At 68.7% G+C, this 15742-nt stretch carries 13 protein-coding genes; 9 read left to right on the plus strand and 4 right to left on the minus strand.

The genetic code is table 11. The annotated features are described in order from the left end of the window. Positions 1-74 precede the first annotated feature (74 nt). Positions 75-1652: a hypothetical protein gene (locus NI26_RS02535; protein ID WP_066652059.1), complete on the minus strand. Its 1578-nt coding sequence runs from the start codon at positions 1650-1652 to the stop codon at positions 75-77. Positions 1653-2024: 372 nt separating this feature from the next. On the opposite strand from NI26_RS02535, the gene NI26_RS02540 reads away from it, so the two are divergent. Continuing rightward, entirely contained in the window at positions 2025-3329 is a 1305-nt protein-coding gene (locus NI26_RS02540; protein ID WP_066652061.1) for an adenylosuccinate synthase, read from the plus strand. Between the two features lie 2 nt (positions 3330-3331). Further along, positions 3332-3889 (plus strand): arsenate reductase/protein-tyrosine-phosphatase family protein, encoded by a 558-nt coding sequence (locus NI26_RS02545; RefSeq protein ID WP_066652063.1) that lies wholly within the window; start codon positions 3332-3334, stop codon positions 3887-3889. Positions 3890-3952: 63 nt separating this feature from the next. On the opposite strand, the gene NI26_RS02550 is transcribed toward NI26_RS02545, so the two are convergent. Further along, on the minus strand, positions 3953-4951 hold the full coding sequence (locus NI26_RS02550) for a nuclease-related domain-containing protein (RefSeq protein WP_066652065.1): 999 nt from the start codon (positions 4949-4951) through the stop codon (positions 3953-3955). A 138-nt stretch (positions 4952-5089) separates the two neighbouring features. Between NI26_RS02550 and NI26_RS02555 the strand changes: the two genes are divergently transcribed. Beyond that, positions 5090-6034: a hypothetical protein gene (locus tag NI26_RS02555; RefSeq protein WP_144411220.1), complete on the plus strand. Its 945-nt coding sequence runs from the start codon at positions 5090-5092 to the stop codon at positions 6032-6034. Between the two features lie 51 nt (positions 6035-6085). Here NI26_RS02555 and NI26_RS02560 read toward each other — a convergent pair whose 3' ends face one another. After that, positions 6086-6805 carry a CPBP family intramembrane glutamic endopeptidase gene (locus NI26_RS02560; protein WP_081984608.1) on the minus strand — a complete coding sequence of 240 codons (720 nt, stop codon included), beginning with the start codon at positions 6803-6805 and terminating at the stop codon, positions 6086-6088. 153 nt (positions 6806-6958) lie between these two features. Between NI26_RS02560 and NI26_RS02565 the strand changes: the two genes are divergently transcribed. From NI26_RS02565 to NI26_RS02590, 6 genes are read left to right on the plus strand one after another with little or no spacing between them, the layout of a single operon-like run. Next, the gene (locus NI26_RS02565) at positions 6959-8407 is read left to right on the plus strand and encodes a polysaccharide biosynthesis tyrosine autokinase (RefSeq protein ID WP_066652069.1); all 1449 of its coding nucleotides are present in this window, start codon (positions 6959-6961) and stop codon (positions 8405-8407) included. 13 nt (positions 8408-8420) lie between these two features. After that, positions 8421-9365: a hypothetical protein gene (locus NI26_RS02570; RefSeq protein ID WP_066652071.1), complete on the plus strand. Its 945-nt coding sequence runs from the start codon at positions 8421-8423 to the stop codon at positions 9363-9365. A gap of 4 nt (positions 9366-9369) precedes the next feature. Then, a complete protein-coding gene (locus tag NI26_RS02575; RefSeq protein WP_066652073.1) occupies positions 9370-10845 on the plus strand; it encodes a sugar transferase in 1476 nt (491 codons plus the stop codon). Then, positions 10845-12374, plus strand: a complete 1530-nt coding sequence (locus NI26_RS02580; RefSeq protein ID WP_066652075.1) for a lipopolysaccharide biosynthesis protein — start codon at positions 10845-10847, stop codon at positions 12372-12374. Before NI26_RS02575 ends, NI26_RS02580 begins: the two co-directional genes overlap by 1 nt. Positions 12375-12379: 5 nt before the next feature. After that, positions 12380-13444: a polysaccharide pyruvyl transferase family protein gene (locus NI26_RS02585; protein ID WP_235426697.1), complete on the plus strand. Its 1065-nt coding sequence runs from the start codon at positions 12380-12382 to the stop codon at positions 13442-13444. Positions 13445-13464: 20 nt separating this feature from the next. Beyond that, on the plus strand, positions 13465-14466 hold the full coding sequence (locus NI26_RS02590; RefSeq protein WP_066652079.1) for a glycosyltransferase family 4 protein: 1002 nt from the start codon (positions 13465-13467) through the stop codon (positions 14464-14466). Between the two features lie 179 nt (positions 14467-14645). On the opposite strand, the gene NI26_RS02595 is transcribed toward NI26_RS02590, so the two are convergent. Continuing rightward, positions 14646-15719 carry an acyltransferase family protein gene (locus NI26_RS02595; protein WP_066652081.1) on the minus strand — a complete coding sequence of 358 codons (1074 nt, stop codon included), beginning with the start codon at positions 15717-15719 and terminating at the stop codon, positions 14646-14648. Positions 15720-15742 lie beyond the last annotated feature (23 nt).

Raw genomic sequence — 15742 nt, forward strand, 5'->3', positions numbered from 1 at the left:
CGGTGTTCCTCCGGTGGGCCGCGGACGGGGTGCGACCGCTGGTCGCGCCCCGTCCGCGGACCGCTGTGTGGTGACTAGCCGGCGACGACCGGGAGGGTCCCGGTGGGTCGCGCCGGCGTCGTGCCGGTGCCCGTGCTGGCACCCGGTGTGGTGCCGGTGCCCGGAGCAGTGCTCGTCCCGACCGCCGGCAGGGTGATCGAGAAGTCGATGGTGTCGACGACGGTCGCATCGCTGTCGACCTCGCCCACCGTGAGCTCCTGCTCCGTCGCCGCCGAGTCGGAGAACGTGCCCGTGGTCGTCCACGTCCCGTCCGCCTGCACGAGGGTCGGCGGAGCGACGACGTCGCCGTCGGCGTCGACGACCGCGATCGCGTCGCCGGGGGTGCCCTTGCCCGAGAAGGTCACCGTCCGGGAAGCGACGGTGGAACCGTCCTTCGGCGTGACCAGGGTCAGGGGCGTCGTGACGGGGGTGGAGGCTGCCGGCAGGGTGATGGTGAAGTCGACCGTGCCCTGACCCTGCGCGCCACCGACCTGGTTCACGGACAGCTTCTGGACGACGGCAGCCGAGTTGCTGAACGTGCCCGTGGTCGTCCAGGTGCCGTCTGCTCCGACGAGGACCTGCGGGGCGACCCGGTCGCCGTCGGCGTCCAGGGTGTTCACCAGGTCGCCGGGGGTACCGGTGCCGGTGAACGTGACGGTGCGCGACCCGACGGTCGAGCCGTCCTTCGGGCTGGTCAGCGAGAACTGGTCGGCCGGCGCCACCGCGGGGAGCGTGATGTCCACCGTCGTGTCGCCGGCGCCGCTGCCCCCACGGACGTCGGTCACGCGGACGGCCTGCTGCCGCGCCGCCGTCGACGGGAAGGTGACCGTGGCGGACCACGTCTGATCGGCCCCGACGACGACGACGCCGGTGAGGCGCTGGTCGTTCGTGCCGAGGAGGTTGACGGTGTCGCCCTGCTGACCGGTGCCGGTGAAGGTGACGGTGCGCGAGTCGACGGCCGAGCCGTCCTTCGGGCTGGTCACGGAGAACGTGGCCTGGGTGGCCTCGGCGGCCGCCGTGAAGCTGGCCTGGTCCTGGACCTGGAACCCGCTGTTCTCCTCGAGGACCGTGTAGGTCTTCGCGTCGGTGCCGGCGCTCGCGGGGATCTCGTAGGTGAGCTTCCACGTGCCGTCGCTGCCCACGGCGCTGCGCTGGACGGTGCCGTTCGCCGGGTCCACCTGCACGGTGAGGCCGGGGGTGCCGGTGCCGGTGACCGTCAGGGTGCGGCCCGACACCGTGTGCGAGCTCACCGCGAAGGCGGTCTGCTGCGCGGGGACCTCGACGGTCAGGCTGCCGTCGGCGTTCAGGCCGTTCTGCTGGTCGAGCTCGTACGTGTGCGCTGCCTTGTCCGGCAGCGTGTACGTGATCGTCCAGCTGCCGTCCGCGGCGATCTCGTGCCGTTCGGCCGGGAAGCCCTTCTGCAGGATGACGTTCTCGCCCGGGGTGCCCTTGCCCGTCAGGGTCAGCACACCGTTCGACACCGACTGACCCGTGAGCCGCAGGTCGGCCGGGTCGGCGTTCGCGGGGGTGGCGACCAGCGTGAGGCCGCCGATCAGGATCGCGGCGCACGCGGGGACCGCGAGCGCCTTCTTGCTCCAGAGAGCCTTGTTCATCGTTGAACCCATCTCCGTGCGGCATGACGGCACGGATCAGATGACGTCCGTCGTGCGGGCACCACGAACGTCGCCGACCACGGATCTCGTGATCGCAGGACTGGGCAGGGAACCCAGGGAACGCGGCCGGGAAGTCGCGCTCCCGCACCGTACGTCCGCCCGAGGATCGTTCGACAGTGGAACGGATCAGATGTCCCCCGGCATCGGCGGATCCGCAGCCTGCGACCGCTCCAGGATTGAGTACCCACAGGTTTCGAGCGTCGACCGGTTCTCCACAGGCGGGTGGCGTGCAGATGGACAGTCGATAGACTCGGGTGGACCATCGGCCTATGCCCGCCGGTGCGGTCCTCCGCCAACGTGAGGAGAACCTCCATGCCCGCAGCAGTCATCATCGGTGCCCAGTGGGGTGACGAGGGCAAGGGGAAGGCAACCGACCTCCTCGGGTCCCGCATCGACTACGTCGTCAAGTTCAACGGCGGCAACAACGCCGGCCACACCGTCGTCGTCGGCGGCGAGAAGTACGCGCTGCACCTGCTGCCGTCCGGCATCCTGACGCCCGGCGTCACCCCGATCATCGGCAACGGTGTCGTCGTCGACCTCGAGGTCCTGTTCCAGGAGCTCGACGCGCTCCGCGCCCGCGGGGTGGACGTCTCGAAGCTCCTGGTGTCCGCGAACGCGCACGTCATCACGCACTACCACCGCACCGTCGACAAGGTGACCGAGCGGTTCCTCGGCAAGCGCCAGATCGGCACGACCGGTCGCGGCATCGGCCCGACCTACGCCGACAAGATCAACCGCGTCGGCATCCGCATCCAGGACATCTTCGACGAGAACATCCTGCGGCAGAAGGTCGAGGCGGCCCTCGACCAGAAGAACCACCTGCTGGTCAAGGTCTTCAACCGTCGCGCGATCGACGCGGACGAGGTCGTGGAGTCGCTGCTGTCCTTCGCCGAGCGCCTGCGCCCGATGGTCGCCGACACCGCGCTCGAGATCCACCGCGCGCTCGAGCGGGGCGACACCGTGCTGTTCGAGGCCGGCCAGGCCACCATGCTCGACGTCGACCACGGCACCTACCCGTTCGTGACCTCGTCGTCGGCGACCGCCGGCGGCGCCGCGACCGGTTCGGGCATCGGCCCGGGCAAGCTCGAGCGCATCATCGGCATCGTCAAGGCGTACACGACCCGCGTCGGCGCCGGCCCGTTCCCGACCGAGCTGTTCGACGAGTCGGGGGAGTTCCTCCGCGCCAACGGCTTCGAGTTCGGCACCACGACCGGCCGTCCGCGTCGCTGCGGCTGGTACGACGCCCCGATCGCCCGGTACACGGCGCGCATCAACGGCGTGACCGACTTCGTGCTGACGAAGCTCGACGTGCTGACGGGGCTCGAGACCATCCCGGTCTGCGTGGCGTACGAGGTCGACGGTGAGCGCGTGGACGAGGTCCCCGTGAACCAGTCGGACTTCCACCACGCGAAGCCGATCTACGAGGAGTTCCCCGGCTGGACCGAGGACATCACCGGTGCCCGGTCGTTCGAGGACCTGCCGAAGACCGCGCAGGACTACGTGCTCGCGGTCGAGGCGATGTCCGGAGCGCGGATCTCGGCGATCGGCGTCGGCCCCGGCCGTGACGCGATCGTGGTCCGCCACGACCTGCTCGGGACCGGCGAGGCTGCCGCGTGACGATGCGGATCCTGTTCGTCTGCAGCGGCAACATCTGCCGCTCGCCCCTCGGCGCCCAGGTGCTCGAGGCCCGGCTCGGCCCGGACGCCCCGGCGTTCACGGTCGAGTCGGCCGGCACCATCGCCGACGACGGCGCCCTGATGGACGAGACGGCTGCCGCGCAGTCGTCGCGTCTGGGTGGGGCGCCCTCCACGCACCGCTCGCGCTACCTGACGGAGCAGATCGCGGCGTCGGCCGACCTCGTGCTCACCGCCGAGCGCTCGCACCGCGCAGCCGTCGTGTCGCTCGCACCGCGGGCAGCGAAGCGGGCGTTCACCATCAAGCAGTTCGCCCGGGTGCTCGACGGGCTGGAGCCCGGAGACCTGGCCGGCATCGAGACCGCGCAGGACCTGGTCGACCGGGTCGCTCGACTGCGGGGGACCGTGCCGCCGCCCGCCGACCCGGCGGACGACGACGTGGACGACCCCTACCGTCGGTCCGAGGACACCCACGTGCGGGTCGCCGACGAGATCGACGCGGCGCTCACTCCCATCGCGGACGCCCTGCGCGCGCTGCGCTGACGCCCCTCCGCCCCGGGAACGACGAAGCCCCCGCCTCGGTGGCGGGGGCTTCGTCGTGTCTGCTCACGCCTCCGGCAGGCGGTACGTCCCGACCGTGATCGTGTGCGCGCCCTGGCCGGCCAGCTGCCGCACGACCGAGTCGGTGCGCGCCCGGTTCGGCACGGCGTGCTTGCGTGCCAGGTCGGTGACGAGTCCGCGGAGCTCGTTGTCGTTCGTCACGACGGCGGTCGTCGCGGAACGACCCGTCGGCGTCGTGCTCGTGCTGCGGTCCTCGGGGTTGACGTACGCCGCGGCGTCGCCGGAGTAGAACACGCACGAGTCGACCCACTGCGGTCCGTTGCCGTCCTCGTCGGCCAGGAACCGCTGCAGCCGGCGGGCCTGCTGCCGGACCTGCCGGGTCGGGGCGTTCCCGCCGGACTGCACCCGGACCTGCCACCAGTGCTCGACGTCGTCCGCGTGGTCGAGGACGCGACGGCTGCGGACCTGGATCGCGAACGACCCGGTCAGGGAGGACTCGTCGAGCAGGTTGCGGAACGCGTGGTGCACGGCGCTCGGCTTGCGGCCGTCGAACACGATGCCGTTCCACCGCTTGTTCTCGATGACCAGCACGTGGCCGGACTCGAACACGAGCACGTGGTCGAGCTGGGCGGCGTAGCTGCGATCTCTGTCCCGCTCGCCCTGGGCCACCGGCACGAACACCACGTTGGTCAGCAGGGCGCCGTTGATCCCGGCGGCCTTGCAGACCTCGAGGATCGTGCGCTGCGATGCCTCTTCCCAGCGCATGCCGGTGCGGGCGAGGGCGCGACCGGCCTCCGCTTCGGCGAGGGCTTGCTGGCGGGACGTCTCGGCACCGGCGAGCTGCCGCGCGTGCTCCGCGTCGGCGGCTGCGGTCTGCTCGCGGTGTTCCCGCTCGAGGGTGCCGGTGCGGTGGTCCAGCCGGACCTCGGCGTCGGACAGGGCGGCACGGTTGGAGGACTGGGTCCGCCGCAGGACGATCACCAGGACGACCACGACGATCGCGAGCCCCCCGGCGACCACCCACGGCACGAGGTCGCTGGTCATGGGTTCACCTCACCACGGCTCGACGCGAGTCGGTCGCCGCACCCCGGCGCGTCCCGAGGTCCGGTGGGCGATGTGTCCGACGGCCCACGGGTGGCAGCGGACGCCGGCACGATCCGCCGTGGTCGGTACGGTGCCGTGGTGCACCAGGAAGAGCGCGGCAGCGCGCAGCAGATCACCGTCGGAGTCGCGGTCGGAGCCGGGGCGGCCGTCGCCGGTCTGCTCCCGTGGATCATCACCGGGATGCGGCTCCCACTGCAGAACCTGTGGGCGACGCCGACCACCGACCCGTCGGACATGCCGATCGCCCTGCTGCCGTTCAGCCAGTACGCGGTGACGACCATCGCGGCACTGCTGCTCGTCGGGGGAGTCGTCGCCGGCATCGCCGTCCGGGTACTGCGTGCTCGCGGGTCCGTCCGGCGCAGCGGATCGCTCGCGGCGCTCGCCGGGCTGGTCGGGGTGCAGGTCGTGGCCGTCGTCGAGACCGCCGTCGTCACGGGCGCCGGCATGCGGATGGACGGGACGCCGGGTACCGGTGCGGACGTCAGCGCCGCGCAGTTGTACGTCGTCGCGCTCACCGTCGGGTCGCTCGTGTGCGTCGGAGCGGCGGCGGTGCTCGCTGCGCTCGTCGCCCGAGCGGCTCCCGGCGGTGCGCTCGTCGCACTCGCCGTCGGTGCGGTGGCGCTCGGGTCGTGGGCGAACACGTTCGTCGTCCCGCCGGTGTCCTCGCCCGGCGACGCGGCGGGCGTCGTCCTCGCGGTGCTGCGGTGGCTGCCGGCCGTTGCGGTCGGTGCGGCGATCGCGTGGACCGGGCTCCGTACGGTCGGTCAGGGCATCGCCGCGCTGATCGCGCTCGGGCTCTTGTGGACGGGGACCGCGGCGATCACGGCGGTGTCGTACGCACTGGGGTCGCGCGTGTACCTGCCGTACCCGCTCGAGATGGTGTCGGCCGGCGCCACGGTCTTCGTGATGGCGATGGGACCGGCGGGAGCGACCCTGGTGCCGCTGCTGGTCGCCGCCGTCATCGGAGTCGCCGGTGCGGTCGTCGTGCGCTTGCGGGACGGACGGCGCCGGTCGGAGCCCTGAGCAGGATCGGTGCGGCCAGGTCGAACGGCGCTGGGCGGCTTCCGGACCGCGTCAGCGCGGCCAGGTCGCGACGACCGCCACCGCGTTGAACAGCACGTGCGCCACGATCGCGCCGCCGATGCGGTTCGTCATCGCGACCAGGGTGCCCGTGAGCAGCCCGAGCACGAAGGTCGTCAGGAACACCTGCACCCCACCGAGCGAGGTCGTCGCCGACCCGAGGAAGAGGTGCGACAGCGCGAACAGGAACGCCGTCACGAGCACGGCCAGCCAGCGCGTCCGGGGCGTGAGCTCGGCGGCGAGCAGGCGCTGGAACAGCCCGCGGAAGAAGAGCTCCTCGAGCACGGGGCTGACCAGCACGATGCCGACCGCCGACACGAGCAGCAGCCCGATGTCCGGGGTCCCGAGCGACGGCGCGGGCTGCAGGCCGCTCGTCCCGGTGAACGACAGCGCGAGCACGGCGTCGAACACCCGCGTCAGGATCACGACCCCGAGCGCGAACACGAGGTCGCCGAGCTCGATCCGGAAGCGACCGAACAGGTCACGGCCCGAGCGGCGCAGGACCCAGACGATGCCGAGCACGAGCGGCACCCACACCGCGAGGTTGCCGAGCAGCACCTGGAGCACCGGGCCGGGGACGGCGCCGCGCAGCGTCAGGCTGCTCACGATCCGGGCGAGCACGACCGCCACGACGAGGGCGACCAGCAGGGCGACGAGGTCGCGTTGCCGGGCGGTCGAGGGCTCGGTGGCGGCCACTTCCGGCTCGGATGTCATGGGGCGAGCGTAGAGGACGACCGACGCAGATCGGCAAGAACAGCCGAGTGAGGCTCAATGGTGTGGCACTATTTGTATGCCGTCTGCTGGGACAAGCCCACGGAACCTGTGTCGGGACCACAGGAACGGCCAGGATCGGGGAAGGCGGGCCGCGTGGAACTGCGCGACTACATCACAGTGCTGCGGAAGAGTTGGGCACTGATCCTCGTGCTCGCCCTGGTGGGCGTCGCGGCGGCGGCAGGGTTCTCCCTGCTGAAGAAGCCGGTGTACTCCGCCGAGGCGCAGGTGTTCGTGTCGACGGAGACGTCGGGCAGCGCCAGCGACCTGGCCCAGGGCAACACCTTCACGCAGCAGCGCGTGCTGACGTACTCGAACCTGGTGTCGACGCCGATCGTGCTCCTGCCGGTCATCTCGTCGCTCGGGCTCGACATGAACGCGGACGAGCTGTCGAAGATGGTGTCGGCGACGGCGCCGACGAGCACGACCCTCATCTCGATCACGGTCAACGGCACCGATCCGGTGCAGGCGACGAACATCGCGAACGCGACCTCGCAGAGCCTCACCAACGTGGTCGAGGACATCGAGGCCACCGACGAGAACGGCTCGAGCAGCGTCAAGCTGACCCGGGTGAAGCAGGCGCAGGTGCCGAGCTCGCCCGTCAGCCCGAACGTCCCCGTCAACATCGCCCTCGGCCTGCTCGTCGGTCTGGCGCTCGGCGTCGGCATCGCCGTGCTGCGCGAGACGCTCGACAACCGCGTCCGCGTCGAGACCGACGTCGAGAAGATCAGCGACAAGCCCGTCGTCGGCGGCATCGCCTACGACAACAAGGCGTCCGAGCGACCGCTCATCGTGCAGGTCGATCCGCGCAGCCCGCGCGCCGAGTCCTTCCGCACGCTCCGCACGAACCTGCAGTTCCTCGACCTCGGTACCGGCTCGCGCACGTTCGTCATGACGTCGTCGATGCAGTCCGAGGGCAAGAGCACCACCGTCGCGAACCTGGCGATCGCGCTGGACAGCGCCGGCTTCAAGGTCATCCTGATCGACGCCGACCTCCGTCGCCCCCGCGTCGGCGAGTACATGGAGGTGGACGGCTCCGCCGGTCTGACCGACGTGCTCATCGGTCGCGCGAGCCTGGAGGACGTCGCGCAGCCCTGGGGCCGCGGCAACATGGTCGTGCTGCCCGCCGGCCAGATCCCGCCCAACCCGTCGGAGCTCCTCGGCTCGAAGGCCATGCAGGACCTGATCGAGACGCTCGAGCAGCAGTTCGACTACGTGCTCTTCGACGCGCCGCCGCTGTTGCCCGTCACCGACGCCGCGATCCTGTCGAAGAAGGCGTCCGGCGCCATCCTCGCGGTCGCGTCCGGCAAGACCCACAAGGGCCAGCTCGCCGCCGCCGTCGCGTCGCTCGAGAACGTCGGCGCACCGATCGCCGGCTTCGTCATCACGATGATGCCGGTCAAGGGTCCGGGCGCGTACGGCTACGGCCGCTACGGGTACGGCTACGGGTACGGCCTCGACGAAGAGGAACCGCCCCAGAAGTCCACCAAGTCGCCGGGGAAGACCCGCGGCAAGCTCGGCGTGGTCCGCCGCGCGGACCGCTGACGGCGGTCGGGGGATGAGCCAGCGCCGGGGGATCCGAAGCCTCGGGAGCGAGCTGCCGCGGACGACGCTGATCGGGATCGCACTCGTGGTCGTCGCGCTCGTCGTCGTCGACGTCGTCCTGGTGGCGCTGGCGCTCGCGCGCACCGCGCCGGAGGCGCGTGGCGACGCCGGTCCGGTGCCGACGTTCGGTTCGAGCGCGTCAGCGCCGGCGACGCCGGGACCGTCCGCCACCGCGTCCGCAGGACCGACGGCCGACGGGGTGTCGACCCGCCACATGCTGTCCGCGGTCGACGGCCTGGAGGCATGGCGAGCCTCCAGTACGACCTGTGACGTCTCCGAGACGGTGCTGGAGCACACCACCGACGGCGGGCAGGAGTGGTCACCCGTCGCCCTGGGCGACGACGTGCGGACCATCGGGTCGCTGCGTGCGACCGCCGAGGGCCTGTCCGTGCTCGTCGGCGTCGGCGACGAGTGCGCGACCGAGGTCCGCACGAGCACCGACGACGGAGCCACCTGGGTGCTCGGGACCGCCGGTGCCGCCGGCGCAGGGGTGACCGACCAGGGGCTGGTGCTCGGTGACGCGGTCGTGCCCTCGCCCTGCGAGGAGCCGCTCGACGCCTTCCGCGGTGACAGCACGACGCTGGTCGCGTGCGCCGACGAGCTGCAGTGGCGCACCGGTACCGGTGCCTGGGTGACCGTGCCGATCGACGGCGTCCGTGCGCTCGCGGTGAACGGGACCGAGTACACGCTCGCCCGCGTCGGGACCGACTCGTGCAACGGCGTGCAGATCGAGACGATGCCGGCGTCGGGTGTGACGCCTGCGACGACCACCACACCGATCGGGTGCAACCCGGTCGCGACGGAGGGCGCGATCGCGCTCGACCGCTCCGGGCAGGACGTCTGGATGTGGGCGGGCGACAGCGTCGCGGTGTCGAACGACGGCGGGGCGACGTGGTGACGCGGTGGTGGCAGTGACGGCCGAGGCCGTTCACCGGCCCGTCTCGACGGGGAGCACCCGCGAGTGGAGCCGCACGTACTCGCGTCGCGTGCTCGTCACCGACCTGCTGGCGCTGATCTGGGTCGTCTTCGGCGTGCAGATCGCCTGGCTCGGGTTCGACTCGAACCTGATGACGAACACGGCGGACCTGCGCCTGAGCTACTTCGGCATCTCCGTCGTCGTCATCGCCGTCTGGATGATCGGCCTGGCGCTCTACGACACCCGTGGTGACCGCGTCATCGGCGTCGGGAGCACCGAGTACCGGCTGGTCGCGGACTCGAGCGTCCGGGTGTTCGGGCTGATCGCGATCGCCGCCTACCTGCTGCGCGTCGACCTGGCCCGCGGCTACGTGCTCATCGCGTTCCCCGTCGGCATCCTCGTGCTGCTGCTCTCGCGCTGGATGTGGCGCCAGTGGCTCGTCGCCGAGCGCAAGCACGGCGGGTACTCCGCGCGGGTCCTGCTCGTCGGTTCGACGGCGAGCGTGCTGCACATCGCACGGGAGCTCGCCCGAACGCCCGAAGCCGGCTACCGCGTGGTCGGCGCGGCCGTGTCCGACGGCACGCGGGGTCTGCTGCCAGGCTCCACCGTCGAGAGCCACGGCGGCATCGACGAGGTCACGGCAGCCCTGGCGGCGACCGGAGCGGACACCGTCGTCATCACGAGCTCAGACGACCTGCCCCCGGAGCGGGTCCGCCAGCTGAGCTGGTCGCTCGAGCCCGGACGGCAGCACCTGGTCGTCGCGCCGAGCCTGACCGACATCGGTGGCCCGCGGATCCACACCCGCCCGGTCCAGGGCCTCCCGCTCATCCACGTCGAGACCCCGACCTACTCGGGCCGGAAGCTCTACACCAAGCGGGCGTTCGACCTGATCGGATCGGCGGCGCTCATCATCGTGCTCTCCCCGGTCCTGCTCGTGCTCGCGCTGCTCGTCAAGGTGACCTCCGCCGGGCCGGTGTTCTTCCTGCAGGAGCGCGTCGGCCTGAACGGTTCGACGTTCCACATGATCAAGTTTCGGTCGATGGTCGTCGACGCGGAGCAGCGCCTGCAGGAGCTGAGCGCGCTCGACCGCGCCGAGGGCAACACGGTCCTGTTCAAGATGAAGAACGATCCGCGCGTCACGCGCGTCGGTGCCTTCATGCGGCGCTACAGCCTCGACGAGGTTCCGCAGTTGTTCAACGTCCTGGTCGGGAGCATGTCGTTGGTCGGACCGCGGCCCCCTCTCGCCCGAGAGGTCGAGCGGTACGACGTGCACGTACACCGACGCTTCTTGGTGAAGCCAGGGATGACCGGCCTGTGGCAGGTCAGCGGACGATCTGACCTGTCATGGGAGGACTCGGTGCGTCTCGATCTGTACTACGTGGAGAACTGGGCCATCGTGGGGGACCTCGTGATCCTCTGGAAGACCCTACGCGCGGTCGTGGGTAGCGACGGAGCGTACTGATGGGTCACTCCGCGGATCAGTCCCGCGGTCACAGGGGCCTCGCGGGGGTTTTGAGCAGTGCCGGCGCTGGGATGGCCGGACTGCTCGCGGGGATCCTTCTGCTACCGATCATCATCGCGACGGTCTCAGCTGAGCACTACGGCGTCTGGCTGGTCGTCTCCGCGGTGGCGCAGTACCTCAACTACTCCGATCTCGGTGTAGGAACCGCGATCGTTCACTTCGGGTCACGAGCACGCGCCGGCGGCGAGCAGCGGTCCCTGGGCGAGTTCCTCCAGGCGGGCCTCATCTGGAACGCGCTCGCGATGGTCGTGGTCGCACCGGCGTTCGCAGCCATTGCAACTCTGTACCTCTGGTCCACCAAGGTGCAGGCCGTTCTGTCCCCTCAGGAGACGGTCTGGCTACTGGTAGCCGGTACCGCCATGCTCGTGGCACTGCTGCTCAAGCCCTTCGGCTCCGCTCTGAACGGCGCGGGTCTTCTGCCCGTCGAACGGAGGAATCAGACGGTCGGAGTGCTGGTCAGGGTCATGTTGACTCTCGTCGCCTGCTTCGTGTTCCGCGACATCGTCTTCGTTGCCATGGCCGAAGCAGTGGCGGTGCTGGTTCCTGTTCTGCTGTCGTGGTACATCGTGTCTCGGCGACGACTTGCGCGGATGCGGTGGGCGGGCTTCCCGAGAGCAACCCTGCGCTACATGTTGTCCTACAGCACGCGAGCCTTCGCGGTGAACGCTGTCGGCGCGCTCCTCCTGCAAGCGGGGACCATTGCAGCAGGAGTGACGCTCCGGCCGCAGGACGTGACGTACTACAACGCCGCGTTCCGTGTGTACACGAGTGTGCGGCAGCTGATCGGCTGGGCGAACGATCCGTTCCGCCCGGCGCTCAGCCGGCTCAATGTGATCTCACGAGATCAAGCGCGCACCGCGCTCCTTGCGATCTCTTTCGTGACGCTTTCGGTCAGCGCGATCGGTTGTGCGGTGCTGATGATCGCATCGCGCGACCTCGTCCGCGTGTGGTTGGGAGCGGGCGTACCGGTAGAGGCCATCGCTTTGACCATGGTCGTGCTGCTCGCAGGCTTGCTGGTCAACGCGGTTCATCTCCCGCTCATACCCGCGGCGGACGCAGCAGGATTCCCCGGCGTGTTCTTCGTGCCGCAACTCGTGTGGATGGTGCTGACCGTCATCGGTTCCCTGCTGTTCGGGCACCTCCTCGGGCTGCCGGGCGTTGCTCTCGGCCTCACGCTGCCGCTCGCCCTCGTCGAGCCCGTCTACCTCACCCGGGCCTCTCGTGTCCTGGAGTTCTCGCTTCGAACCTGGACGCGCAGCGTCGCCGTACCGGTGTTCCTCCTGATGCTCGGCGGAAGTGTGGCGGCAGCTTCAGTCAGTCTCATCCTCGCGAACTGGTTCGCGGGGCTCGCCGCCTCTGATTTCCTCGTGGCGGCCGCTTTCTTGTTCGGAAGTGGAGTCGTCGCGGTGTCGATGAAGAACCGTGTGCCGTGGCGGAGTTTCATCACGATGGGAAGGCTTGAACTGTGAGCGAGATGATCGACCGGATCGGTAGGAGCGTTCCGCGCACGATGGACCAGCTGCGGGAGGAGACGCGAGACGTCTTCGCCTCGCTCCTCGGTACGCATCGCGAAGTGGCACTGCTCGACTTCCCGAACCACCAGAACGTGGGCGATGCGATGATCTGGCGCGGTGAACTCGACCACCTGCGAGCAATCGGTGTCCGTGTGCACTACAGCTCCGACGTTCAGCGATTCTCACCCGCGCTCCTGGAGAAGCTCGTCCCGGAGGGACCGATCCTGCTGCACGGCGGCGGTAATTTCGGAGACCTGTGGCCACAGTTCCAGATCTTCCGTGAGCAGGTAGTTCAGAGGTTCCCGAAGCGGAAGATCGTACAACTCCCGCAATCGATCGAGTTTCAGGATGAAGCGGCTGCTGCGCGCGCCAACGAGATCTTCGCGCAGCACCCCGACTTTCACTTGCTGGTACGTGATCGGCGCTCGTACGAACGAGCTCGGGCATTACTGCCTGACGTGCAGACGTCGTTCTGCCACGATGCGGCCCTCGGCTGGCAGCCCTCGACCGAGACGTCCGCTCGCAGGCAGGGCATCCTGGTTCTTGCACGCCGGGACCACGAGCGGGGAGCAGGGATCCTACCGGCGGTCCGAGCAGCGCTCGGACCGCAAGACGAGGTCGCTGATTGGGGCCTACGCAGCCTCGACAAGGCCCTCTGGCAGGTGAGCCGGATGCCGCTCGGACTGGCGCGGAAGTTCCCCGGACTCGGATCGTCTCGCAGTTACTACGTGTTGATGAAGCTGTCCTACGCTGCCCTCAATCGCCTGAACCTTCGTGACGGGCAACGGCTGTTCAACGCACGCGCGCTGGTCGCGACAGACCGACTGCACGCCCATGTACTCGCATTGCTGCTCGGCAAACCCCACGTCGTTGCGGACAACTCGTACGGAAAGATCGCGGGTGTGATCGAAGCCAGTACCAAGGATCTTGGAGAGTTCTTGTTCATCGACGATGAGAGCGATGCTGCTGCTTGGCTCCAGGCCCGCAAGAGCACGCCCGAGCGGGCAAAGCGAGGTCGAGCGTGACAACAAGTCCGGACGTCAGCGTGCACTTCGCCGAGGGGCGAGACGTCTCGACCTGGGAACGGCGGCATCAGCAAGGCGAGGTGCCGGACCGGTGGCCCTACGGCCTGGATGGATTGACCAAGCACTTCCCGACTGCGAAGGCTCGGGAGGTCGGGGCACTCGCTCCGACGAAGTTGCTCCGATCGCTCTTCCTCAGACGGAGTGGACCCGTCGATGGCGGGTCTGTCCAGCTGAGCTGGGAAGAGGACGTCGCGCTCCGGATGCTGCAGGAATCGCCGACAGGCAAAGTGTTGACGGGCGTGATCTGGGCAACTGACACAGACTCGTCGCTCAGCGCGAAGGTCAAGCGCTTCCTCATCCGTCGTGCGCTTCGTCGTGCACACCTCGTCTGGGCCTTGAGTCGTCCGCAAGTCGACGTCGTTTCACGCTGGCTCGGGCCGGGCGGCCCGCCTGTTCGCTACCTCCGGTTCGGCGTGGACCCAGATTTCTGGGCAGAACAGCAGTTCCCGCAACGGCCCATGCTGTTCAGCGCAGGGGGCGACCGGGACCGGGACCCGGCGACACTCCTCAAAGCCATTGAGATCGTACGACGCACCCGACCGGACATCGATGTCCTCGTGCAGTCGCGGACGGCTCTTACGCCCCCTGACGGCGTGAAGATCGTTCCGTACCTCACTCACTCTGAGCTGCGAGCCGCCTACGGTCGTGCAAGCGTCGTAGCAATCGCCACCAGGCCGAACCTGCATGCATCAGGGATGACCGTGTCGCTCGAGGCGATGGCGGTCGGCCGACCAGTGGTGATCACCTCCACAGCCGGCATCGACGACTACGTCGCGCACGGCAGCACTGGTTTCCTGGTGCAACCCGGGGACCACGAGGCAATGGCCCGCCACATCATCGGCCTGCTCGACGACCACGCGGCTGCGGCGACCATGGGGCGTCGAGCACGTGAGCGGGTGGAGGAGCACTTCACCTCGGCGCGGATGTCAGACGACATCGCTGCGTTCGCAATGACCATCTGAAGTCAATGCCGGAGGAGACGTCGGTTGGGGGCGCTCCGCTTGATCGCTCCTTCACCATCTTCTTGGTACTGGAGGTGACGGTCGGTCTTGCGCGGCTGGCCGTGCTGCCGACGCGTGCAGAGGGCTATCGAGGGCAAGTTCTCATCACTCGACTCAGCTCGGACGGTCTCGCTTTGCCCTCAAGGTGTTGCGCCCGGCGCGACTGTGACGTCGCGGCTGGAGAGTCGCTTGAGCCTGAGCGCTGGCTTCTCGACAGTCCTCCACGAGAGCCAGGCGATCCCCCAGGTAATGACGAGCGCCAACGGGACGAGCCACCAAGATGTAACCACTCCGGACCAAAGGAGCAGGTTGATCACCAGTACGTGCCAGATGTAGGTGCTGTAGCTGAGATCCCCTATCCAGGTGGTGATCCTTCCGAGCCATCGTGGGCCGTGGTAACCGAAGAACACGACCATGTAGCTCAGCGGTACGGCGATCAGGAACGGCGACAGAGGTCCAAGCGCATCAGTATTCAGAGCGAGGAGCTTGACGGGCAGGTACACAAGGCAGCTCAAGGCAAACAGCCACCATCGAGCGGGAATCCTGTCTCGATACTTCGCCCAGAACATGCCCGCAGCGAAGAAGCCGGCCCGCTCTACGAAGGTGTGGTGGATGACGGCTTCGGCCGTCGTTCCAGCCAAACCGACGAGACTGTTCACGATCAGTGTTCCCAAGATGAAAACCGCCAGCATCTTCGGGAAGCCGAAACGTTGAGCGGCCATCACGAGAACTGGTACGACCAGGTAGAAACTGACCTCGGCAGGGATGGTGTACAGCTGGCCGTTGATCACGCCGGTTCCGACGTTCTCCCAAATTGGCGGATCGTAGTTCGGCAACAGAAGTAGGCTGCTACCGAGCCACACAACGATCGGATAGCTGAGAAGATCGGCGAGCGCAATCGCTCCGGCAGCAAGTAGGACGAGTGGGGCGACGACAGCGAACGCGTATATGCCCGGTGCGACCCGCAAGTAGCGATTCCAGAAGAAATCGCGCCAGCGCCCCGTTCGGATCCACGTGGTTTCGCCCGATCTGTAGACGAGCATGCCGCTCATGATGAAGAACATGCCGACACCGTCGAAGAGTTGCGATGCGTTCCAGAGGAAGCTTGTGCGGAAGTCAGCCTGCGCATGGGCGAGTACCACGACTGAGGCTGCGAAGAGACGGAGGAAGTCGAGAGCGTTCTCACGCGCCGGGCGAGCATGTTCGACGGCCACCGGGCCCCTTCCGTCGGTTCAAC

The sequence above is a fragment of the Curtobacterium sp. MR_MD2014 genome (assembly GCF_000772085.1).
In the GTDB taxonomy this organism is placed as follows: Bacteria; Actinomycetota; Actinomycetes; order Actinomycetales; family Microbacteriaceae; genus Curtobacterium.

What these genes read in the sequence shown, in the direction of transcription:
- NI26_RS02570 (WP_066652071.1), top strand. Translation starts at nt 8,421, where the DNA reads ATGAGCCAGCGCCGGGGGATCCGAAGCCTCGGGAGCGAGCTGCCGCGG.
- NI26_RS02535 (WP_066652059.1), bottom strand. Translation starts at nt 1,652, where the DNA reads ATGAACAAGGCTCTCTGGAGCAAGAAGGCGCTCGCGGTCCCCGCGTGC.
- NI26_RS02540 (WP_066652061.1), top strand. Translation starts at nt 2,025, where the DNA reads ATGCCCGCAGCAGTCATCATCGGTGCCCAGTGGGGTGACGAGGGCAAG.
- NI26_RS02580 (WP_066652075.1), top strand. Translation starts at nt 10,845, where the DNA reads ATGGGTCACTCCGCGGATCAGTCCCGCGGTCACAGGGGCCTCGCGGGG.
- NI26_RS02585 (WP_235426697.1), top strand. Translation starts at nt 12,380, where the DNA reads ATGATCGACCGGATCGGTAGGAGCGTTCCGCGCACGATGGACCAGCTG.
- NI26_RS02550 (WP_066652065.1), bottom strand. Translation starts at nt 4,951, where the DNA reads ATGACCAGCGACCTCGTGCCGTGGGTGGTCGCCGGGGGGCTCGCGATC.
- NI26_RS02560 (WP_081984608.1), bottom strand. Translation starts at nt 6,805, where the DNA reads ATGACATCCGAGCCGGAAGTGGCCGCCACCGAGCCCTCGACCGCCCGG.
- NI26_RS02545 (WP_066652063.1), top strand. Translation starts at nt 3,332, where the DNA reads ATGCGGATCCTGTTCGTCTGCAGCGGCAACATCTGCCGCTCGCCCCTC.